The organism is Methanococcus voltae PS (assembly GCF_024807035.1).
In the GTDB taxonomy this organism is placed as follows: domain Archaea; phylum AGJL01; class Methanococci; order Methanococcales; family Methanococcaceae; genus Methanococcus; species Methanococcus voltae.
In genome coordinates, this window is sequence record NZ_JANUCQ010000004.1 from 1 (window position 1) to 23,248 (window position 23,248).

Below are 23,248 nucleotides of genomic sequence, written 5' to 3' on the forward strand. Positions count from 1 at the left end.
AGATTAGGAACTGAAGCTGCTTTAAAATATTTTGAAACTCTTACTGAGTTACCTGACGAACCTATAACTGTAGAATGGGTTGACGGAGGATTTAAGGTAATTGAGTAAACTCAATTACTACTTTTTTATATTATTTTATATGTATTTTTATCAGATTTTGCAATAGCTATATAAATTAAGAATTCATATAGATAATTATAATTTATGATGTGAATAGTTATGTTAAAAAGGAAAAAATACTATGGAAATGACCCTATAAAAAAACTTATGAACGACCCTGAAAAAGCGGAAAAATACTATAAAATAGCATTTTTGCTAAACATTTGGATGTGGTTTTCAATCTTCTTAGGTTCATTGATATTTATATACTGGGCATATACATCACTATCCTAGGAATCCAAAATTATAAAAGAGTTGGTTTAAATGAATGAATATGTAATATACTTTACATTGTTTACTTTAGTTATAGGAGCATTCTCCTCTTTAAAGTTATGCTTTCATAAAAATACTTCAAACGTTTTAATTGGCGAAGGATTATTAGCTATTATCGTAGCTACATTTTTAATTGTTATCAATGAAATATATTACATAGGTTTTGCACAGTCTGTGGCATTGTTCTTGCTAATATGTGGGCCAGTTGGTACATTGGCATTCTCTAAAACTATGATAAAGGGTAATTCTAAAGTACCTATAAAAGAAAATTAATTTTTAAATATTATTTTTATTAGTTTATTTTTTAAAATTTGAAATATCATTAATCATGTGATTTAACATCTCAAATCCGTCAATCATTTTCATATCTTTTTGAGATTTTATATAATTCATCAAGTTTTCCGTTGTTTCCCAGGATATTTGCGATTTCTCAAATACGGTTTCATAGGTTCTAAGGGGATAATAGAGTTCCTTTGCACTTTTAATTAATATATCATGCTCTTCCCGGTTTATAACATCATCTGATAGTGCATTTGCCATAAATTCCCTAAAGCTAACCATTGAAAAAGTTACTTGTATAATTTCAAATCCATTTTGACTTTTTACATTATCAAATGTAACTGCAACTTCATCATCATCACATAGTGTTCCTGACTTGTAGAGGTTATAAACTTTTCCTACTCCGACCATTCCAAAACCGTCTAATTCGGAAGCTCTTAAAGCACCCATAGAGCCTGCACCATAGACTTTAATGCCTTTCCGTATAATATGTAATATTTCCCTGTGTCCTACCGCAGTATTCTGTAAAAAACAGCCATCTATTATGCCAATTATATCATAATTAAGCATTTCGGGCTTTTGTAAATCCCCTCTTTTTATAGGGTCGTATATATGTAAATCTACGTTTTTAAGCTTTTTATGACTTTCAAATAAATTTTTAATCTCATTTTCTTTTAGAGTTAGTTTAGAAAATATTGCTACTTTCAAATTTTCCATAAAATCACTATTATTTTGTTTTATTTTATTTTTTATACTTTTATATCATTATACAATATATATTTATTTATGTGCATATTGCAATTTCGTTTAAATTTAAATAAATTATAAATACTATGTTTAAATAGATAATAGATAAATCTATTAGTAAATAATATAAAAAGATTAAATAGACCAATATTATTATAAAATTAATATGTATATATATGTATATTTATATTTGAATACCTGAGGTGTAATTTTGGTTACTTACAAAGACGCAGGCGTAGATATTTACGGCGAAGACAAAATAATAAAAGCATTAGTTTCACAAATCAACTTTAAAAGAACGGACGCAATAAAACCAGCTGATTTAGATGGTCACTATGCGGGAGCTATCGAATTTGGCGATTATTACTTAGTACTCTGCACTGACGGAGTAGGTAGTAAAATGGTAGTCGCAGAGATGGCTAATAAGTTTGATACTGTTCCTATAGACATGATTGCCATGAATGTTAACGATGCTATTTGCATTGGTGCTGAACCGGTCGCATTAGTCGATTATATGGCAGTTGAAACAATCACCGAAGATATAGCAAAGCAAATCGGTAAAGGATTAAATGAAGGATTGGAACAATCCAATATAAACTTAATCGGTGGAGAAACTGCTTCATTACCAAGTATGATAAACGGTGTTGACCTTGCAGGAACCGTTTTAGCAGTTGTTAAAAAGGACGAGATAGTTACGGGTAAGGAAGCTAAAAAAGGCGATGTAATCGTTGGTTTAAGAAGTAGCGGAGTTCACAGTAACGGTTTATCACTTGCAAGAAAAGTATTCTTTGATATTGCAAATTTGGACGTTAACTCAAAATTAAAACACGGAAAAACAGTTGCTGAAGAATTGCTCACACCTACAAAAATATATGTAAAACCAGTTATGGATATGATTAAATCCGATATAAACGTTAAAGGTCTTGCACATATTACCGGTGGCGGATTTAGAAAGATTAAAAGGCTAAATAAGAATGTTACATACGTAATAAATGATTTACCGGAACCATTACCGGTATTTAAAGAAATACAAGAGCTCGGAAACGTTGATACGCATGAAATGTTTAAAACATTCAACATGGGGATAGGTTTCTGTGTAGTAGTTGCAAAAGAAGATGCTGAAAAAGTAATCGAAATGGCAAATCAATACTTGATACCTGCTCAAATTATCGGTAAAATAGACGATGAATATACCTTAGAGAATGGTGAAACTGTTAAGGATACAGTTATTGTCAAATACGGAAAAGACGAATTTATAATGGAATAAGTAAGATAAAAATAAAATAAAGAAATAAAAAATAAAAATAAATTAAGAATAAATTAAGAATAAATTAAGAATAAATTAAAGAAAACTAAAAATTTGGTGAATAAAAATGCCTACAATCAATGTTGATAAAAAGGATTTAGAATATTTGGCAAATTTATCACTTTCTGATAAATTAATCGAAGATAAATTCCCTATGATGGGTGTTGAAGTTGAAGAAATTTTCGAAGAAGATAAACGAGAGATGGTTCAATTTTCAATTAACCCGAATAGACCAGACTATTTAAGTATAGAAGGTCTTGCGAGAGGTTTTAGGGGCTTTATGGGTATTCAAACAGGTTTATCCAAATACGATATACATGATAGTGATATAGAAGTAATCGTTAAAAGCAACAAAGAAAGACCATACATAGCTTTTGCACTCGTTAAAAACGTAATTGTGGATGATTTAATATTAGAAAGTATCATCAACCTTCAAGAAAAGTTACACTGGGCAATCGGTAGAGATAGGAAAAAATTGGCTATTGGTGTTCATGATTATGATAAAATCGAAGCTCCATTTACTTATGATGAAGTAGAAGGCGATGCAGTTAAATTTGTACCTTTGGCAATGGCAGAAGCTGGCGAAATGACTCCTGTTGAAATAATCGAAAAACACGAAAAAGGTCAAAAATACGCACACCTTATAAAAAGCAAATACCCTTTAATCACTGATAAAAACGGTGATGTGTTGTCAATGCCTCCGATAATTAACGGAGAATTAACCAAAGTTACAACAAACACGAAAAATCTCTTAATTGATATTACAGGAACTGAAAAGGGAGCTGTTGAAAATACCTTGAATATTGTAGCAACTGCCCTTGCTGAAAGAAGGGGAACCATTTACAGCGTAAAAGTAATTTATGAGGAAGATGGAAAGGTTGTCGATACAAAAACATACCCTAATTTAGAACCAATACAAATGGAAATCGATTTAGAGTTCATTAATAAAAAATTAGGTTTAGAGTTAAATTTTGGTCAAGTTATTTCAGCTTTGAGAAAAGCAGGTTTAGACGCTGAATTAATAAACAAAGACGGTAATAACTTACTTAAAGTTTACATTCCAGCATACAGAAACGATATGTTGGGAAAAGTGGATATCGTCGAAGAAATAGCTATTAATTATGGTTATGAAAAATTTAACGGTGCTAAAATAAACGTACATACAATTGGACAAAAAAACGAATTGGAAGTTAAATCCACAGAAATCAAAAATACGATGATTGGATTAGGATTCCAAGAAGTTATGAACTTAACACTTACAAATAAAGGTATTTTATTCGATAAAATGAATTTAGAAGTAGGTACCGTTGAAGAAGGTTGTAAAGAGTATATTGAGGTTTTAAAACCGGCTTCAATAGAGCATAACGTTATTAGAACTTCAATTATTCCTCAATTATTGGAAACACTTAAAATAAACAAGCACAATGAATTACCTCAAAAAATCTTTGAAATTGGAGATTGTGTAATCATTGATGAAGAAGCAGACGAGACTGAAAAATGCTTCGATACTAAATGTAAAGACATTAGAAAAGTGGCTGGTGCAATAATTCAACCAAATGGTAACTTTAACGAAATTAGAAGTGCAATAGACGCACTTTTAAGAGAGCAGTTTGAAAATTATGCAATTGAAAATTATGTTCACCCATCATTTATTAAGGGTAGATGTGCCAAAATTTTAATAAATGGAGAATACAAGGGGTTATTTGGGGAAATTAATCCGCAAGTTATTGTTAATTTCGAATTAGAACATCCAATAACTGCTTTTGAAATTGAAATTGACAATTAATTACTATTTTAATTGTTAATCAAATACCTAATTTTATTATTTTTTAAGTAAAAAAACTACTTTTTATAATTTATAACTAGTTACCTTATGTGTATCATTTTAAAATCAAATTTAACGGGGTTTAAAATGGAAAATACTGAAAAAACTATGATTGGAACTGAAATAAATACTGATAAGTACAAAAACATTAAAAGACATCTCGAAAGGGAAATGATTAACTTAAATCCGATTCAAAGAGGCGGAATTCTACCAACCGAGTCTAAAAAGGTCATTTATGAATATTGGGATGGATATAGTGTTTGTGACTACTGTGCTGGTAGATTAGACCAGGTTGAAACGCCACCTATCCACGAATATTTAGACGATGCCTCAAAATTCTTCGGTGCCGACATTACTAGACCTACACACGGGGCAAGAGAAAGTAAGTACGTTATAATGAATTCAGTATGTAATCGGGGCGATTACGTAATTATGGACGGTAACGCACACTATACATCTTTTGTAGCTGCTGAACGTGCAAAATTAAACATTGATATTGCACCGGTGGAAGATTACCCCACTTACAGAGTAAATCCTGAAAAATACAAGGAAAGAATCGAAATATTGGAAGATGAGGGTAAACCTATTGGTTTACTATTACTTACGCACGTTGATGGTAATTATGGGAACGTAGCAGACGCTAAAAAGGTTGGGAAGATTGCAAAAGATAAAGGGTACCCATTCTTATTGAATTGTGCCTATTCTGCAGGTAGAATGCCAGTAAATGCAGAAGACTTAAACGCTGATTTCTTGGCCATTTCAGGGCATAAAAGTATGTCTGGCTCTGGACCTTGTGGTTTATTATCAATAAGCAATAAAAATGAAGAATACAGTAAACAAATCCTAAAAACGTCTAAAAAAAATATCGTAAAAGAGCTCGAAATGCTAGGTTGCACAAGCAGGGGTATTCCCATATTAACGCTTATGACGAGCTTTGCACACGTTATAGAGAGAGTTAACAACTGGGACAAAGAAGTTAAACGTGCAAGATGGATTATTGATGAATTAGAGACCTTTGGGTTTAAACAAATCGGTGAAAAACCTAAAAATCATGATTTAATTAAATTTGAAACTCCTATTCTTGATAAAATTGCTGAACACGACAAGAGGAAAGGTTATTTCTTCTACGAAGAACTTAAAAGAAGAGGTATCGGTGGTATAAGAAGAGGGGCTACTAAAGAGTTTAAAATGAGTACCTTTGGCTTAACTGACGAGCAAACAAAATATGTCGTTGATAGCTTCAAAGAAATTATCGAAAACGGAAAAAAAGAAAATAAATTAAATTAAAAATTATTTTATTTTTATATTTTATTTTATATTTTATTTTATATTTTATTTTATATTTTATTTTATATTTTATTTTATATTTTATTTTATATTTTATTTTATATTTTTTTACCAAATAAGGAAGCTTCTACGATTTTTTTTAATATTATCGATGGTTCATCCATTTTACCATTTGCATTTATGTAGTCCACTAAATTTTTATCATTTACATATTTTAAAATTCGACCAATATTTTTATTATTCAATTTATTCATTAAATAACTCATTTTTAGACCGTAATTTATTTCTTTTCCGATTTCTGATTTCCAAAGGTCATCATAAACTTTTAAATAGCCCAAATCGGCATTAGGGTTGGTATTATAATTATTAATGGTTTTTGCACATAATTTTGCACATTTTGCACCAAAGTAAAGACCGCCTCCACTAAGTGGTTTTACCTGATTAACTGCATCGCCAACTAGCATTACGTTTTTTAAAACGCTTTTACTACTGTATCCTATTGGTATGGCACCTATGCTATATTCTACAGGTGTGGCACCTTTTAATATCTCTTTTGCATTCTCATTCGTGTTTATAAAGTTATTTAGTTTATGTAACGCATTTGAAGTGTCGCACATACCTACACGTACTCGGTCTTTTCCAGTTGGTATTATCCAAGTGAAAAAGTTTTTACTATATCTTTTATCGTAAAAAACATTTACAAAGTCACTATCAATATTAGACACGTTTGTGTATTCTATTTGAGCACCAGTTACTATTTGACGTTTTTTGTGCATATTTAAGGATTTACCAATTCCTGATTTTACACCATCGGCTCCTACAATTATTTCTGGCGAAAATAGGTATTTTTCATCTTTTAAATTGTTTTTGATTTCGATATTGTACTTAGAATTGGCATCTAAATTGGCATTCAAAATTTTTCCATGCGATTTTAGCATTAAAGTTATATTATTATTTTTTAAAGCCCTTTTTGCAATGTCTTTGTCCATCTCTTTCCTTTCATAGACCATTGCCCTAGTTTGCCCATCATCGCCAACGGTTACCTTATGATTTTCACAAAAAATATTTGCACCATTAACTTTATTGATTACACCGTTAGGATTTCCAAGTTCTTTTGAACATTGTTTACTTAATAATCCCGCACATTGTAAGGGCACGCCAATTGATTGATGTTCTTCTATAACAAGCACATTTAAATCTTTTTTAATATTTTCTGCAGTTAAAAAACCAGCAGGTCCACCACCAACGATAATAACGTCATATTTTTGACTATTTTCCATGTTGTAGTTACTTATATCTTCATTCTTATCTTCGGCTGTATCTTCATTTTCGAATTTACTTTTTTCAGGGTTATAATCTAAATTTGACATTTTTTCAATCCTTATTGTATTTGTATTGTATTTCATATGTTAATTACGTTTACAATATTTATTTTAATAATTATTATTCTAAACTATAAATGATTTGCTAAACTTTTAAATTTTAAAATCTAATCATCTATCTTAAAATTCATCGATTATCCTGTGAATAAAAAATTAAAGCTAAAATCAATATCGACGTTAGTGTATTAAAATAATTATCAATACTTAATTAAAAAATTAAAATTAAAATTAAAAATTAAAAAAGTTATATATTTAGAAATTATTTAAATGTTATTTACATTGCATTTTCAAGTGTCATGTCCATCATATTCTTAACACTTTTGGCGAGTTCTTCTGGTAAGCCTGTAATGTCCACGCTAAGGAACCCTTTAATAATTAAAGAAGTCGCTTCATCCTCTGTAAGCCCTCTTGACATTAAATAAATAAGTTGGTCCTCTGCAATCTTACCTACTGCTGCTTCGTGAGATAAATCCAAATCGGTTTCAGTAGCCTCCAATTCAGGAACTGCTAATATTCTACCTTCTTTTGAAAGGATTAAACCCCTACATTCAAGGTGACCTTTAACTTCTTTTTCAGCACCTACAAGGTGACCTCTTGAAACAATTTCTGATTCATCAACTGCGATAACTCTTGAAATCATGTCCGCACTAGAACCTTTTCCGTTAAGAACTACTCTTGAGCCCATATCGTACTTAGATTTACCACTACCATATACGATTGTTTGGAAAGTTGCTTTACTGTTGTCTCCTTCACAATAAGCTGTTGGATAGCTTTGTATGGATTTAACAGGCATTGTAGTAACGTAATTGTTAATGAATACGGCGTCTTCTTCTAGTTTTACACCAGTTCTAGGTCTAACGTGTACGTTTTCGCCCCAATTGTGTATCATAGTATAAGTTAATTTACCGCCTTTTTTAATGTAAAATTCTGAAACACCTAAGTGGAGACCAGATTTTACGTGAGGAGATGTTGTACATCCTGTTATCACGTTTAATTCAGCTCCTTCCTCTACAATAATGATATTGTGGACATTTTGCGAAACATCTTCCTTACCAATTAAAAGGCAAGTTTGTAAAGGTATAGTTTCTTTTACGCCTTTTGGTGCGTAGATGAAATAACCTTCTGATAATTCATTCTCTACTCTTGCAGCGTATTTATCCTTAATATCTACTACATTCCAATAGTATTCGCTTAATTCATGCTTTTTAAATGCTTCAGTAATAGGCATTATTTCGATATTTTTGTACATTTTTGAGTATATCGGTTCGTTGTTAACTTGAACGTATGAACCAGATGTACTTTTTTCATTTATATCGATTCCTACTTTTGAAAGTGCTATCTTTTCATCTTCATCGATTTCTTTCAATGATTCAACTTCCCTATTTGTAGGAGCAGGTGTTGGATAATCATTGAAATCTATATCTTCCCCAAATGGTGCGGGAACGTCTTTAAACTTCTCTGCTTTGACTTTAGCTTCTTTTATTTTTTGATTCATTTTTTCGCTAAATTCTGGACTTGGATTCATTTTCCCACCACGCATTTTTTATTTCTTGAGCAAGCTACGCATCTTTCGTAACCATTTTTAATAATTTCAGGAAGTATCTCATTAGGTGAGCCAGAGCAAGCAATTACTCCGTCATATAAAACGTGTGCTTTGTCCACATCCATAAAGTTTAAGATGTAACCCAAGTGTGTAATAATTAATCCTGATTTTTTACGTTCACTTGGTTTTTTATCTTTATCGAGTAAGTGGTTTATAATTCCGCCCAATAATTCAACGTTTTCAACGTCTACACCACTATCTGGTTCATCAAACATGATTAATTCAGGGTTTTGGGCATATATTTGTAATAATTCAGACCTTTTAACCTCACCGCCAGAAAAACCAACGTTTACATCCCTATCATAGAAATGTTTAATATTTAGCTTTTCTGCCATTTCGTTTATTTTGTTCATTTCCTTGGTGGTTATTGACTCAAGCAATGTATTTAATTTTACACCGGATAAAGAAGGCGGTGATTGGTAGGAAATACCTATTCCAAGTTTCGCTCTTTCATACATTGGCATATCTGTTATATCGTGACCTTTAAAGTAAATATTACCACGTACAACTTCGTATTTTGGGTTTCCTAATATGGTATTTAAAAGTGTGGATTTACCCGCACCGTTAGGGCCAAATAAAACGTGACTTTCGCCCTTATCGATATATAAATGAATATCTTTTAAAATTACCTTATCCCCAGTTTTAACCGATAAATCTTCAATTTGTAGCATATAAACACCTTTTTATATTCGGTATTATTGATTTATTTATAAATAGGCTTTATCTATAAAATTTGATAAAATATATAACTTAATAAAATATATAATTTGATAAAATCCATAACTCTTAATATTTTTTTTGTATTTATTTATCTTATCTATTTTATTAATTATAGACCTATATGAATTTGAGTAGTGGCTTTAAATTAACAACATATGCATATATGAGTATGTAATTAAAAAATAATGGCTAATAGTATATATTAGTTTATATTTGATTTTATTCAAATATATAATATAGGTAAATAAATATACTCAAATGAATTTATTACTTTTATTATTATTTTTATTATTCTTTTTATTATTATTTTTATTATTTTTACTATTCACTATTCGATATTTTTATTCGCCATTATCTTTATTTTCTAATTTTTCAAATAAATCCTTTAAAGCAGGCTTTATTTCACTTACAGAATCTAAAACGTCTATTTCTTCCATCTGTCTTATTGTTGCTACATTTTTATAGTCTACATCCCTAAGGTGTAATTTTATTGTTCTACCGTCAGGTATGATTGTATCTATTTCCCCCAGCCTATTATCCGGAGGGTACATAAGTATAGGGACTCTTGCCTTTGCCCCTTGAGCAACTGAATTCGTTATTAAAGTGTCTGCAATACCGTAGGCTATTTTTGCAGTTGAATTTGCAGTTACAGGAGCCACTAAAAACGCATCATATTTTCCAGTTTGCAATTTACCTGGTAAAAATGGAGCATTTGCATTTGCCTCAGGTAGTACTTTTTCAAAGTTTTCTTTTAATAAATCAAGTAAATTATAGAGGCTTAATACCATTCTTGCATTTTGAGAGTAATACACGTGTACCTCAAGACTAGGGTATTCCTCCTTTAACTCAACCATCGTCTTCACAATATCTTCTATCTTATCGCCACAACCGGTTATTCCCCATGCAATTCTAACCATCATATCACTTTTTTAATAATATATTAATCTTAAAAAATTTTTATTTATAATTATGCAATATTCTTATTTTATATTTTATATGGTATATGATATACTATAAATTAATTTATATTTGGTTTTAGTATGTTATTATTCTATTATTCTATTATTCTATTATTCTATTATTCTATTATTCTATTATCCTATTATTCTATTATTCTATTATTTTATCAATTTACTACTTTTTACTCAATTCATTATAGAATTTATTTAACGTTCTTTTTAAAACTCTCGCACCTTCAGTATCATTCTCGACGCCTTCACGCCCTAAATCACGTGACCAAAATGTAGCCCCTAAATTAGAGCCAAAAGAACCGCCACTAACGGGTAAAGCACCATTTAAGATGTAAAAATCATGAATGGTTTTTAAAGCCACTTCCTGACCTCCATTTCTATCCCCTCCTACTGAAATACCCATTCCGTACTTATCACGTATTGCATGAAGTTCCATTGCAAATAAAGCTCTGCATCTGTCCATTACTGTTTTTAACTGTCCTGATACATTCCCATTATAGCAAGGGGTACCCATAATTATACCGTCTGCCCATTGTAACGCTTCATAAACTTCCTGCATACTGTCTTTGTGAACGCAACCCTGTTTTTTTCTTATACAATGGTCGCAATGTATACAGAAATTTAATTCCTTTCTTGCTACGGTTATATATTTAGTTTCACATTCTATTCCGTTAGTTTTACACTTGTCAGACAAATAGGTTAAAGCATGTTGTACTGCAAAATCAGTCCCTTCTAATCTTGGGCTTCCACTAATACCTAAAATTTTCAAGAAATCACCTGGCTATAGATAAACAGATATATTAACTTTAATTGTATTTTTAATTATTATATACTATTCTGTAATTTGATTAATAAATAGTTTAATAAAAAATTATAATGTATTAAATACATATAAATAGTATATAAAAAAATAAAAAGAATAATAAAAAGAATAATAAAAAGAATAATAATACTAATAAATTAATAAACATTAAAAGAAGGGAATTATCATGATAATGGGCGCAAACATCTCTAAAGAGTTTTTTGAAAATTTAGACGAAAAACAAGTTCAACAATGCGGTATAGATTTAAAAGTAGGCACTATTTCTAAATTAAACGGTACTGGTTGTATAGATTATTCAAATAACGATAGAGTATTACCAGAATACGTTGAAATTTTCGATTCTGAAAAAGATGAATACATAGATTTAGAACCAGGTGTTTATATTGTTAAAGTAGCAGATAAAATGAGCATACCTGAAGATATGGCGGGCTTTGCATATCCTAGAAGTACATTAATTCGAATGGGTGCAACACTCTACACCGCAGTTCACGACCCAGGATATATCGGATATCCTGCCTATGCTTTGCACGTAATCAATCCATTAAGGATTAAAAAGTATGCAAGAATTGCACAGGTCGTATTTGTTGCTACAAAAGATTCAAACGGAACTTACGAAGGAATTTATAAAAATAAATAATTCTTTTAATTTTATTTTTTAGTTTTTTTAGTTTTTTTACCATTTTAATTGATAAATTTATATTCTATTAAAATAGATAATTTATTATGACATTATCTAATTATAAAATATAAAAAAAGGGGATTTAATATCAATTAAAGGGGTTTTTCTATGGGATTGGCGAATACTACAAAAATACTAATAATAGGGGTAATTGTATGGCTATTCTATAAGCCACTTGGTTATTTAATCATTATATCGTTAATTTTAAATGGGTTATATTGTGCTCTCAAAAGCAAAAATCTAAGAAAGATAGACAAAGCAATTTATTTTTTAATGGCAATATTTGTAATCGGCGTAACTATCCCTACGGGTTTTTTACCGGATAATTACAACGGAGAACAGTTTATACGAGATAATTGGATGTTATATGCCATTGCTGTTGGTATTACAGTATTATTAATTGTTTTGTACTCATATAGGATGAAAAAATACTATATTGAGGTAGATTTCCAAAAAAAGGCACTTAAATAATAAAATAATAAGATTAAATTGTTATAAATTTTGTAACGAATCTATCGAACCGTCAAATTTTATAATTTTAATATCTTGCGATTTTGCAAATTCAACTAATTCATTATTTTTTTGATTAATTTCCCCGACTGGGAAATTAGAATATACAAACATATCACAATTTAACAACTGTTTTTTGGCATTTTCAAACGTTTCACCAGAGATATTTGAAAATGATTTTTCAGAAATTATATTTACTTCCATTGTCTTAGATATCGCATAATCAATATCATTTTCGTGTAAAATACCTACTGTAATATCATAACCGTTTTTCTTAAAGTATCTCAAAGCTTTTGCGCCTGTTCCACCACCACAAGTTATAAAAACTTTTTTAGGTAGCAATACATCATTTGTATCAAATTCTGAACCAGTTTTGTTTAACCCTAAATCCGAATTTACTTCCGAATTTACTTCCAAATTTATTTCTGAAGTTAATTCCTGATTATAATTATTTTTTAATTCGAAATAACCAATTTGTTCATTATAATTTGCCTCAGTTAATCCATAGAGATAATTTACAGTTTCAGTGGTCATTATATCCTCTGGGAAACCGTAAGCAAGTATTTTATTATCTTTAACGAGTGCCATTTTGTCGGCAATTCTTAAGGCAAGTTCTATGTCGTGTAAAGTAACTATAATAGCTATATTCTTTTTGGATAACTTTCTAAGTAGTAAAGTAAGTTCTATTTTGTGATTAGCGTCTAAAAAACTCGTAGGCTCGTCAAGTATCAATATTTCCGGCTCCTGTGCAAGAGCTCTTGCAATCATTATTTTTTGACGCTCCCCGTCACTCATCTCGAAAAAGTTCTTTTCAAGTAATTTGGTTGCATTCACAAGTTTTGCACTGTGCATTATTATTTCTTTGTCTTTTTTGCTTAATCTACCCAATAAACCCGTGTATGGGTGTCTACCGATAGAAATTACATCGTAACCAGTCATATTTGCCGGATTAATCCTGTCTGTTAAAACTACCGCCATTTCTTTTGCAAGTTGCGAAGGCTTTAAGTTGTGGATTTTTGAACTGTTTATATATACTGCTCCTTTTTTTGGCGTCAAGTAGGTTGCAATTGTTTTTAAAAGTGTAGATTTTCCCGCCCCGTTAGGTCCTATAATACACAATATTTCATTTTTATGTACGTTTAAATTTACATCCGTTAGTACTTCCGAATTAGCATATCCTACAGTTAAATTTTCCGTTTTTAACATTATATAACCTTTAAATTATTTTTTCTTTTTTAGAGTGTAGTTTTTAATTTTCAATAATAGAGGTACTATTAAATATAATATTACTACTTATTAAAGTTATCTTAATTTTTTTAAAGTTATCTTAAGTATGTAATATGGACGATATATTCAAATAAATAAATTTACAATTATTATTTATATTAATAGAAACATCATATTTGTTAAATTTTAATGATTAATAATGTAGAATAATAATGTAGAATAATGTTAAAATTAAAATCAACTAGAAATATTTAAAAATTAAGGAATCGTGAAGTCATATGTATGAAGGAGAAATAGCAATTGGACCAGTACACTCTACAATGTTAGAACCGCACAGATTAAGACTTTTTATAGATGATGAGATTGTAAAAGACGCAGAATTATCAATAGGCGTTAACCATAGAGGAATCGAAAGATTAATGGAAGGTTTACCTGTAGAAAAAGCTTGTATATTAACCGAGAAAATATGTGGTATCTGCTCACATATCCATCTTTGGAGTTCTGTAAGATTAACAGAAATTGCAAGTAAAATATACGTGCCTGAGAGAGCACAACACATTAGAGTTATTGTTGAAGAATTAGAGAGATTACACTCACATAATTTATTATTTGGTCACGCTTTTGAAATATTGGGGCATGAAACAATGTCAATGCGATGTTTCATGACAAGAGAGCCTATTATGCAGATATTCTTTGAGATATCTGGAAGTAGGGTTCACTATTCTTGCCCGCTAATCGGTGGAATTAGACCTCGTTGTAATATAACCGAAGAACAGAGCAAAAGGATACTTTTAAAATTAGATGAGTACGAAGAAAATATAACTGCTATTATTGATAGAGTTTTAAAAGACCCACTCTTAATTTCAAGAATGAAAGGTGTGGGCATACTTGACAGAAAAACTGCGGCTAAATTTCACGCTGTAGGTCCAACTGCAAGAGGTAGTAATATAAAATCTGATATGCGTAAAATGGGTTGGGTTCCAGAGTATGACGCTTACGAATTTGACGAAATACTATTTGACGATTGTGACGTATTATCTAGAATTGCAGTTCGTGGATTTGAAATTCTCGAAAGTGTTAAAATAATAAGGCAAGCTTTAGAATTATTAAACGATAAAAGCTTAAGTCCTGAAATTTACAACTCCGACTATGAAGTAAAAGAGTTTAAACCGATTGAATGCTACACTGAAGCTCAAAGAGGTCAACAATACTATTCATATGGTGTTGATAAAGATGGTAGAGTAAGACATGCACGTATCAGAACCCCTACTGCTACAAACTTAGGTGCCATGGAAGAAATAGTTAAAGGATACCACGTAAGCGATGCAGAACTTATTATTGCAAGTTGTGACCCTTGTTTCACTTGTACGGACAGATTATCCATATTAAAAGAAGACTATAATACTTACTCTAAAAAAATTTAAATATATTTTTTTAATTTATTCTTAATTATTTAAGATAGCATATTTATAATTAATTCTTATTTTATTCGTAGTTTATCATTTTATAAATTATTCTTATCTTTTTTATATCATCAATGTGTGGAAACCTTTTTATATTGGAAATATATAACTAATGAGTTATAGGTACAACTATTGTAACATATAATAATGATTACATTACCCTGTGTACCGATAGGATGAATATCCCACTAAATAGAACATAAGAAGAAACATAAGAAACAAGTGGAGGTAATAATATGCCTGCCCCAAGATATAAATCTGGCTCAATGAAAAAAACCTGTGTAAGAGTAACTAAAGGAAATACTGCTCATTACAGAAGAAAAAAACAAGGTACAGCTAAATGCGCTGCTTGCGGTGCTGTTTTAAACGGTGTACCTAAAGGCAGAATTGCAGAAATCTCAAAATTAGCAAAAACCGAAAAAAGACCTGAAAGAGTATATGGTGGACATTTATGTGCAGCATGTGTTAAAAAAATCATGGTCGAAAAAGCAAGAAACTTTTAATTAGGTGCTATGATGATTATAACCATTGGAGGATTACCTGGAACTGGAACAACCACAATCGCCAAATTAATTTCTGAAAAATATAACTTAGACCACGTATGTGCAGGTTTTATCTTCAGAGATATGGCCAAGGAAAATAATATGTCTTTGAAAGATTTCAGCGAATATGCTGAAGCTAATGATAAGGTAGATTATGAAATTGACCGTAGGCAGATTGAATGTGCTAAAAAGGGTAGTATAGTCCTCGAAGGAAGATTAGCAGGTTGGATGCTTGAAAAGAATAATATTAAAGCAGATTTAAGCATCTGGTTAAAAGCAGACCCAATGGTTAGATGCAAAAGAATTAGCTTGCGAGAAAATGAAGGCATCGAAAAAGCGATGGAAGAGATGATTCTTAGAGAAAACTCTGAGAAAAAACGATATAATGAAATATACGACATAAATATTGATGATTTATCAATCTATGATATAATTATCGAATCATCCAAATGGGATATTAACGGGGTATTTAAACTCATTGATTTTGCAATAGGTAATAAAATTCAATAATTTTAGTTAGTTAATCTAATTAATTTAATTACTTTAATTTTATTATCGTTCGGAATGAAGTTAAATACTTCCCTATTTCAAGAATGAAGTGCGTAACGGCGACGTTCACATTAACAAAAAATAAGGCGAGGTAATACTTATGTCAGCTATAGAAGTAGGTAGAATTTGTATTAAAACATTAGGTAGAGAAGCAGGTAACACATGTGTTATCGTGGAAGTATTAGATGCAAACTTTGCAGTAATTGACGGAAACGTTAAAAGAAGAAGATGCAACTTAAAACACGTTGAACCTACCGAAAAAACCGTTGAGTTAGAAAAAGGAGCATCAACAGAAGAAGTTAAATTAGCTTTAGATGCTGCAGGTTTATTATAATTACATATCTTCACTAAATTAATTTAAATTAGTTTATTTAAATTAATTTAAGTAGTTAAGTATTAATTTAATAATATTTTGAATTAATACTTTTAGCTACATATTTTGATTATTTTGAATATTATTTTGATTATTTTAAGTTTGAATTTTAATTTTAATCCAGGTTATTTTATTTTATGTATTTATATATTAACGATTAAAAATCTCTATTTTTCAATTAAATTCTCAACAAATATTACTAGTATGTTAAAACTTTACTATATTAATAATATTCTAATTAATTATATAATATAGTTTAAATTATTAAACGTTTAAATCCCCAATATATAAAATTAACTATTTAGTTTCAATAATAATATAATTATATTAAAATGCTAATAACTAGTTTTGTTCCCCTTGTGGGGTATAATATCTAAAATATAAGTAATATTCGATTAATATATCCTATAAATTATCACATTAAGAAATATAATATATGTATAAAAATATTTAAAAGGTCAACTATTGAATTTTGGAGATATTTAATTCAAAAACTCCTTAAAAATAACTATGACAATATAATAAAATATTGTAAAATATTGTAAAATATTGTAAAAATTACAGAAAACCCCGCATTAAAAATCTAACAATATTGAGGGCGATAATGAAAAAAATAAACAGTATAGTGAAAAAATTAAGTCATAAAATGCTAATTATGTCTATGATATCTATCCTAATACCAATGGTAATATTGAGTACCTTTTCTATAAATGGACTAGATAATTTGGCCTCTAAGAGCCTAGATAAATCTGCAGAATTGTCTTTGAATTCCGGGAGTTTATCTCTAGATGATAAAATGAAATCCTATGATAAATTTTCAGAATATACATCAAGTACCAAAGGATTAAAAAAGGAAATAATGACACAAAATATATCTAGCCTTAAATCTAGAATTAAATTTACTAATAGCATGCAAGATGTAGAGTTAATGGCCATTACAGATGAAAATGGAACCATAATGGCATCTACGGCACATGATAACGATTTTAAAATTAACAATATAATATCTAAATTTTCCAAGTCCCCTAAAACTACAGCATTTGAGGCAGTACCTGGAAATATTGCTGAAAAAATAAGCAATTATAAGGTACGAAATACGAATGATGCTTTAGCCATAGTTTCAGTTGCACCAATATATTATAATATGGAAGCTTTAAGTACGACTGACAAAAACGGAAAAATAATAGGCTATTTTGTAATTATGGATGTTTTAAACAACGATGCAACCTATCTTTCAGAACTTCAGGAAGAAACAGGAAGTAGTGCAACTTTAACGTTATATGACTCAAGAGTATCCACTACTGCAGATAATAAAGATTTGATTGGTAAAAAAATTAATTCTGAAGCTTATAATTCATTAAAAACACAAGATAGATACTATGAAAATTTAGTAATTGATGGTAACTACTATTATTGTGGATATAAAGCTTTAAGAGACATAGATGGTAATTTAGTAGGTACTTTAGGAATTGGGGCACATACTGAAGAAATATTGTCTGTTTTGGATGAAACTAGAAGTCAAATTATAACCGTTATAGCTATAACTTTATTATTAGCGTTAATTATGTCATTATATGCCGGTAGACTTATTACAAAACCATTAAATACGTTAAAAGACGTTGCTGAAAAATTTGGAGCAGGAAACTTTTCAGCCCGTGCCAATATTAAAACAGGTGACGAATTAGAAGATTTAAGCAATTCATTCAACCTTATGGCTGAGAATATTCAATCTATGGGAAAATTAATGGAAGCGGATAAAGAAAAATTGGCAGAAACAATAATGGACGTTTCAAAAGTTATGAAAAAACTTTCAGAGGGCGATTTTACAGTTCATGCTGACGAAAGCAAAGACATTAATGGCTTGCAAAAGTCAATTAACTTAGCAATAGAAAATATTGGCGAACTAATCAAAGACTTAAGAAAAGATATTGAAGTATTAGATAGTGAAATAGAATCAATCGAAAGTCAATTGACAAATGCTGAGGAAAGTGCTGAACAATTAACTGATGCAGCCTCACAAGTAGCTAATGCAGCATCTGACCAATCTGTGAAATTACAAAATTCTACTAATCAACTCATGGAAACTTTTGAAGGCACTAAATTAGTCAATGATACAATAGAGAATATGGTTAAAATTGCTGGGTCAATAAAAGGAAATTCAAATGAAGGGACGCATAAAGTTGAAAATGCTACCGGAACTATGAATAATATTGCTAATGTTATTGATAACCTTAGTAAATCTATTGGCGAGCTAGGAACTGAAAGTAAGAAAATTAACGAAGTAACTACGTTAATCAAAGATGTTGCAGACCAGACCGGTTTATTAGCACTTAATGCAAGTATCGAAGCAGCTCGTGCAGGGGAAGCAGGAAAAGGCTTTGCAGTTGTAGCAAGTGAAATTAAAGACCTTGCCGAAGAAATTAAAAAGTCTGTGGAAGATATTAATAAAACCATCAAAGGTATTAATTGTAAAATCGATGAAACAATTGAACTTGGAAATACTGGAAAATCACAAGTTAAAAAAGGAGTTTTAGCAATTGCTGAAGTTAATTCAGCCTTTGAAGGTATACAAAATGGTGTAGCTAATTCAGGTTCAAGAATGGATAATATCTATAAAGGGTCACAGAATGCTGCCACTAATGTAAATTTAGCTTTAAAGAATTCACAAGAAGTTGCGGCTATTGCAGAAGAATTTGCAGCTACCGCTGAAGAAGTAACAGCTTCTACAGAAGAGTTAAATAGTATTATTGAAGAAATAAGAAACGCATCCAAAGAATTAACGAAAATTTCAGGTAATGTTTCTAAAAAAACTAATGAATTTAAAGCATAATTAAAAATAGTAGTATATTTAATAAATTATAAAATTACTGTAAATAATCCTCAATTTCCTTTAAATTGGGGAAATACATAATTTCTTTTTCTTTTATTATTGGATAAATTTTCTCTTTAAAACTTTCAGATTTAAGTTCTTTTAAATATGGCGATAAAAAATTGCCAAATAATTCATTTATTTTTACTCCTGAAGGTATATTTGAAAATGAAGGCAATACTAAAATATTTTTTAAATTATGATTTTTATTATCTTTATTATCTTTATTATCTTTATTATATTTATTATTTTCAAAAAATTTATTATAATCTGCAATATGTAAATAACTAGGGAATCTATGATTATTTAATTCTAAAACTGGATGTTCGTGTCCCATAATCATTAAATTTATGTCTGACTTGAAATTTAAATTTTCTTGGTTTAGTATTTTATGACCATGGTAATAAAGTAAGCCATCTACTTTGTAATATTCATATATTTCATACAAATCATTATCTTCAAGCTTCGGATATTTTTGGTAAATCCCGTCGCCTTTATCTTTGATTTTTTTCTTCAATTCTGCATTTTTCTCATTTATTTCGTCATTAAACCGATTTAAACATTCATTAAGTACATAATCAATCATTATATCGTGATTTCCCCTAACCAATATTAATTTTGTATCTTTATATTCATTATGGATTAATTTCAATATTTCATACATTACATCGTAAGTCTTATAAGGTATTTTATTAAAATGATGTAAAATATCTCCAACCATTATAAATTTTTTAGGTTGATATTTATCCAATAAATAAACAATTCTATTAATTATAACGGTTTTTTCATGCAATGGAAATAATACACCCTTTCTTTTAAATTGTTCTTCTAATCCGATGTGCAAATCAGAAACTGCCACAGTTTTATTTCTAGAATCTATCAAAGCGTTCCTATCAAAATTTAAATCTAAATCTCTGTAAAAATTGGCTATTTCCTGCATTTTATCAAATCTCTTATAATTGCTATTAGTAAAATTAGAATTGGGTAAAAATTTATTTTAAGGTATAATAAATTTATTTAAAGTATCATTTAATGTATTAATAATTTATAAAATTATTCAAATTTTTGTAAGTATTTTGAAGCACTTGAAAAGGCGTAAACTCCTTCACCTACTGCTTTAGAAACTTGCAAAACTCCTCCCGTTATATCTCCACAAGCATATATTCCAGCTACGTTTGTTTCACAGTTTTTATTCGTTACCACAAATCCTTTTTTTAGCTCTATATCGCTATCGTTTAAAAATTCACTGTTTGGCGTGTAACCAAGCATTATAAATGCCCCATCTCCATTTATAATTTGTTTTTGATTATCATCGAGCATTTCAACTTCTATACCTTCAAATTTAACATCCCCTTTAAATTCCAAAGGTTTTGCGTTGTATATTATCTCTAAATTCTCAATTTTTTCAAGTCTGTCCATAATAATTTTTTCTACGACTTTTATTTCTGATTTATCCGTTACTATCGTAATCTTTTTGGCAATATCTTTTAAATTATACGCTGCCATAGCTGCAGGCGTATTCCTGCCAATTACCAAAACATGCCTGTCTTTAAAGAAGAAAGCATCGCACATAACACAGTAACCAACACCTTTACCCACGTAATCATCTTCATTTATACCTAAAGACTTGTATTTGCTACCTGAAGCAATTATAACAGTTTTTGCTACATAATCTTCATTATTGGTTACTACTTTATGGTATGATACCTTATTATTTCCATTTTCATCGTGCATGGTAACTGCGTTAGGTACTACGCTAATCACCTCTTCATGGACAATCGGTAGATTTAAGCTGTTTGCGTGCTCTGCAAAATTATTGGCTAGCTCAAAGCCTTTTATTTGAGAGTAACCCAGGTAATTTTCAACTATGCCTGCTTCAGCTATTTTACCGCCCGCATTTTCTTTCTCAATACATATTGCATTAACTCCGCCACGCATTGCATATATACCTGCTACGAGTCCCGCAGGACCTCCGCCGATAATTACCATGTCTTTAAGATTTTCAATTTCCATAATATCCCTTTTTTAATATTATTTTTAATATCTTTTAATATTATTTTTAATATTATTTTTAATATTTTTTAAGTTATTATTTACTTATGATTTAGTTCATACTTACTTTTTGATATTCATTTATATAGTAATTCTTAATATTTAATTCTCAATTTATTATTTATCGTTCTACATTTTTATAGATTATTTTATGAATTTTACTTCGGAATTTTAATTTTTAAAATAATCATAATTTTATATACGTTTACTAATAAATTATATATAGGAAAAAACAGTACACTATTGAGGATAGATAATTTAAAGTCCTATCGTATATTATTACATAATTGTTTAACACGTATATATTGGAGGGAAAATATGAAAAAAATTGCATTGGGTTTCCAGCACGTTTTAGCGATGTTTGGAGCTACTGTTACAGTACCCTTGGTAGTAGGTAGTGCTATTGGGTTACCACTCGAACAAATAGCGGTATTAATTCAGGCCGTTCTTTTAACGATGGGTATCGCTACTATATTACAAACTACAATTGGTTCAAAGTTTCCTATTGTTCAAGGTTCAAGTTTTGCTTTTATTCCTGCTTTAATCTATATTGGCAGTAGCGTTGGATTGGCAGCTGTTGAAGGTGCTTTAATCGTTGGAGGTATCCTCGAAGCGATAACTGGTGCTTTTGGTTTAATCGGAAAATTAAAAAAATTATTTACTCCTGTTGTTACTGGCGTTACCATCATGTTGGTTGGTTTTAGTTTGGCTAGTACAGCTATGAAATACACGTTCAACTTTTTTGGAGACCCTACTGGTGCTTCCATACCATACGCTGCTTTTGTTGCATTGTTAACCTTTTTTACAACTGTTATAATCACATTAAAGTCAAAAGGAACCTTAAAAACTATGCCTGTTGTTATTGGGGCAACTGTTGGTTACCTTGCAAGTATCGCTTTAGGACTTGTAGATTTCACATTGGTTGCAAGTTTACCATTTTTCAGCCTACCACAACTTATGCCATGGGGTATGCCAGTATTTAACGCTGATGCGATAATCATCATATTATTTGCATTCCTCGTAAGTATTATTGAGAGCGTAGGGGATTATCACGCCATATCAACAATATCTGAAGAACCTATCGATAACAAGAAAATAAACAAAGGTATTACCTCAGAAGGTTTATCTTGTACAATTGCAGGTTTACTCGGTGGTTGTGGTACAACAAGTTATTCTGAAAACATAGGACTTGTGGCACTTACAAAAGTTTCAAGCGTTCAGGTTGTGCAAATTGGTGCGATAATCTTGATGTTATTCTCATTAATTCCTAAATTCACCGGTATATTGGCATCTATACCAGGACCAGTTTTAGGTGGTCTTACAATTGCTTTATATGGTATGATTGGTTTAACAGGTCTTAAATTAATCAAAGATAAGGTAGAATTAAACGATAAAAATACTTTGGTTCTTGCGAGTGCTTTAATCGTTGGTTTAGGCTCTCCTCAATTACCAGCGGAGTTTTTAGCACACTTCCCTAAAATAATAGCAAGTATATTGGAATCAGGAATGGCAATGGGTGCAATAACTGCTATAGTACTTGACCAATTGTTTAAAATTAAAAATTAATATTTTTTATCCATTAATTTTTAAAATAAGGATTATTATCGAA

General features: G+C 30.0%; 22 protein-coding genes. 13 read left to right on the forward strand and 9 right to left on the reverse strand.

Annotation, left to right across the window (positions count from 1 at the left end; translation table 11 throughout):
• The first annotated feature begins 219 nt into the window (after window positions 1–219).
• Complete coding sequence (locus tag M2325_RS07025) at window positions 220–393, forward strand: hypothetical protein (protein ID WP_209631482.1); 174 nt, start codon at window positions 220–222, stop codon at window positions 391–393.
• 30 nt (window positions 394–423) lie between these two features.
• On the forward strand, window positions 424–705 hold the full coding sequence (locus tag M2325_RS07030; protein WP_209631483.1) for a hypothetical protein: 282 nt from the start codon (window positions 424–426) through the stop codon (window positions 703–705).
• 24 nt (window positions 706–729) lie between these two features.
• On the opposite strand, the gene M2325_RS07035 is transcribed toward M2325_RS07030, so the two are convergent.
• Window positions 730–1,419, reverse strand: coding sequence for a TfuA-like protein (locus M2325_RS07035; RefSeq protein ID WP_209590845.1), 690 nt, complete (start codon window positions 1,417–1,419; stop codon window positions 730–732).
• 250 nt (window positions 1,420–1,669) lie between these two features.
• Between M2325_RS07035 and purM the strand changes: the two genes are divergently transcribed.
• The 3 genes from purM to pscS all read left to right on the forward strand — a co-directional run bounded on the left by purM (window position 1,670) and on the right by pscS (window position 5,876).
• Window positions 1,670–2,725: a phosphoribosylformylglycinamidine cyclo-ligase gene (gene purM, locus M2325_RS07040; protein ID WP_209590786.1), complete on the forward strand. Its 1,056-nt coding sequence runs from the start codon at window positions 1,670–1,672 to the stop codon at window positions 2,723–2,725.
• Between the two features lie 106 nt (window positions 2,726–2,831).
• A complete protein-coding gene (gene pheT, locus M2325_RS07045; protein ID WP_259052354.1) occupies window positions 2,832–4,550 on the forward strand; it encodes a phenylalanine--tRNA ligase subunit beta in 1,719 nt (572 codons plus the stop codon).
• 126 nt (window positions 4,551–4,676) lie between these two features.
• A complete protein-coding gene (gene pscS / locus M2325_RS07050; RefSeq protein ID WP_209590784.1) occupies window positions 4,677–5,876 on the forward strand; it encodes an O-phospho-L-seryl-tRNA:Cys-tRNA synthase in 1,200 nt (399 codons plus the stop codon).
• A 98-nt stretch (window positions 5,877–5,974) separates the two neighbouring features.
• Here the strand turns inward: pscS and M2325_RS07055 are convergent, their stop codons facing one another.
• The 5 genes from M2325_RS07055 to M2325_RS07075 all read right to left on the reverse strand — a co-directional run bounded on the left by M2325_RS07055 (window position 5,975) and on the right by M2325_RS07075 (window position 11,321).
• Window positions 5,975–7,156 carry a geranylgeranyl reductase family protein gene (locus M2325_RS07055; RefSeq protein ID WP_259052504.1) on the reverse strand — a complete coding sequence of 394 codons (1,182 nt, stop codon included), beginning with the start codon at window positions 7,154–7,156 and terminating at the stop codon, window positions 5,975–5,977.
• A gap of 376 nt (window positions 7,157–7,532) precedes the next feature.
• Window positions 7,533–8,753: a SufB/SufD family protein gene (locus tag M2325_RS07060; protein ID WP_209590843.1), complete on the reverse strand. Its 1,221-nt coding sequence runs from the start codon at window positions 8,751–8,753 to the stop codon at window positions 7,533–7,535.
• A 26-nt stretch (window positions 8,754–8,779) separates the two neighbouring features.
• Entirely contained in the window at window positions 8,780–9,532 is a 753-nt protein-coding gene (locus M2325_RS07065) for an ABC transporter ATP-binding protein (RefSeq protein WP_209590783.1), read from the reverse strand.
• A 390-nt stretch (window positions 9,533–9,922) separates the two neighbouring features.
• On the reverse strand, window positions 9,923–10,498 hold the full coding sequence (afpA, locus tag M2325_RS07070; protein WP_209590782.1) for an archaeoflavoprotein AfpA: 576 nt from the start codon (window positions 10,496–10,498) through the stop codon (window positions 9,923–9,925).
• 217 nt (window positions 10,499–10,715) lie between these two features.
• A complete protein-coding gene (locus tag M2325_RS07075) occupies window positions 10,716–11,321 on the reverse strand; it encodes a flavodoxin family protein (protein ID WP_259052356.1) in 606 nt (201 codons plus the stop codon).
• A gap of 220 nt (window positions 11,322–11,541) precedes the next feature.
• Between M2325_RS07075 and M2325_RS07080 the strand changes: the two genes are divergently transcribed.
• Together M2325_RS07080 and M2325_RS07085 are read left to right on the forward strand one after the other, a co-directional pair.
• The gene (locus M2325_RS07080) at window positions 11,542–12,012 is read left to right on the forward strand and encodes a deoxyuridine 5'-triphosphate nucleotidohydrolase (protein WP_209590780.1); all 471 of its coding nucleotides are present in this window, start codon (window positions 11,542–11,544) and stop codon (window positions 12,010–12,012) included.
• Between the two features lie 150 nt (window positions 12,013–12,162).
• Window positions 12,163–12,525 carry a hypothetical protein gene (locus M2325_RS07085; protein ID WP_259052358.1) on the forward strand — a complete coding sequence of 121 codons (363 nt, stop codon included), beginning with the start codon at window positions 12,163–12,165 and terminating at the stop codon, window positions 12,523–12,525.
• A gap of 21 nt (window positions 12,526–12,546) precedes the next feature.
• On the opposite strand, the gene M2325_RS07090 is transcribed toward M2325_RS07085, so the two are convergent.
• Window positions 12,547–13,770 carry an ABC transporter ATP-binding protein gene (locus tag M2325_RS07090; protein WP_259052360.1) on the reverse strand — a complete coding sequence of 408 codons (1,224 nt, stop codon included), beginning with the start codon at window positions 13,768–13,770 and terminating at the stop codon, window positions 12,547–12,549.
• A 299-nt stretch (window positions 13,771–14,069) separates the two neighbouring features.
• On the opposite strand from M2325_RS07090, the gene M2325_RS07095 reads away from it, so the two are divergent.
• From M2325_RS07095 to M2325_RS07115, 5 genes are all read left to right on the forward strand, one after another.
• Window positions 14,070–15,215 carry a hydrogenase large subunit gene (locus tag M2325_RS07095; protein ID WP_209590777.1) on the forward strand — a complete coding sequence of 382 codons (1,146 nt, stop codon included), beginning with the start codon at window positions 14,070–14,072 and terminating at the stop codon, window positions 15,213–15,215.
• A gap of 275 nt (window positions 15,216–15,490) precedes the next feature.
• The gene (locus tag M2325_RS07100) at window positions 15,491–15,757 is read left to right on the forward strand and encodes a 50S ribosomal protein L34e (RefSeq protein WP_209590776.1); all 267 of its coding nucleotides are present in this window, start codon (window positions 15,491–15,493) and stop codon (window positions 15,755–15,757) included.
• Window positions 15,758–15,769: 12 nt separating this feature from the next.
• Window positions 15,770–16,306: a (d)CMP kinase gene (cmk, locus tag M2325_RS07105; protein WP_209590775.1), complete on the forward strand. Its 537-nt coding sequence runs from the start codon at window positions 15,770–15,772 to the stop codon at window positions 16,304–16,306.
• A gap of 139 nt (window positions 16,307–16,445) precedes the next feature.
• Window positions 16,446–16,679: a 50S ribosomal protein L14e gene (locus tag M2325_RS07110; protein ID WP_209590774.1), complete on the forward strand. Its 234-nt coding sequence runs from the start codon at window positions 16,446–16,448 to the stop codon at window positions 16,677–16,679.
• A 643-nt stretch (window positions 16,680–17,322) separates the two neighbouring features.
• Window positions 17,323–19,548, forward strand: coding sequence for a methyl-accepting chemotaxis protein (locus tag M2325_RS07115; RefSeq protein WP_259052362.1), 2,226 nt, complete (start codon window positions 17,323–17,325; stop codon window positions 19,546–19,548).
• Between the two features lie 34 nt (window positions 19,549–19,582).
• On the opposite strand, the gene M2325_RS07120 is transcribed toward M2325_RS07115, so the two are convergent.
• A complete protein-coding gene (locus M2325_RS07120; protein ID WP_259052365.1) occupies window positions 19,583–20,527 on the reverse strand; it encodes a metallophosphoesterase in 945 nt (314 codons plus the stop codon).
• A 113-nt stretch (window positions 20,528–20,640) separates the two neighbouring features.
• Complete coding sequence (trxR, locus tag M2325_RS07125) at window positions 20,641–21,600, reverse strand: F420-dependent thioredoxin reductase (RefSeq protein WP_259052367.1); 960 nt, start codon at window positions 21,598–21,600, stop codon at window positions 20,641–20,643.
• Window positions 21,601–21,957: 357 nt separating this feature from the next.
• On the opposite strand from trxR, the gene M2325_RS07130 reads away from it, so the two are divergent.
• Window positions 21,958–23,205 carry a uracil-xanthine permease family protein gene (locus M2325_RS07130; protein ID WP_209590770.1) on the forward strand — a complete coding sequence of 416 codons (1,248 nt, stop codon included), beginning with the start codon at window positions 21,958–21,960 and terminating at the stop codon, window positions 23,203–23,205.
• The last annotated feature ends 43 nt before the right edge of the window (window positions 23,206–23,248 follow it).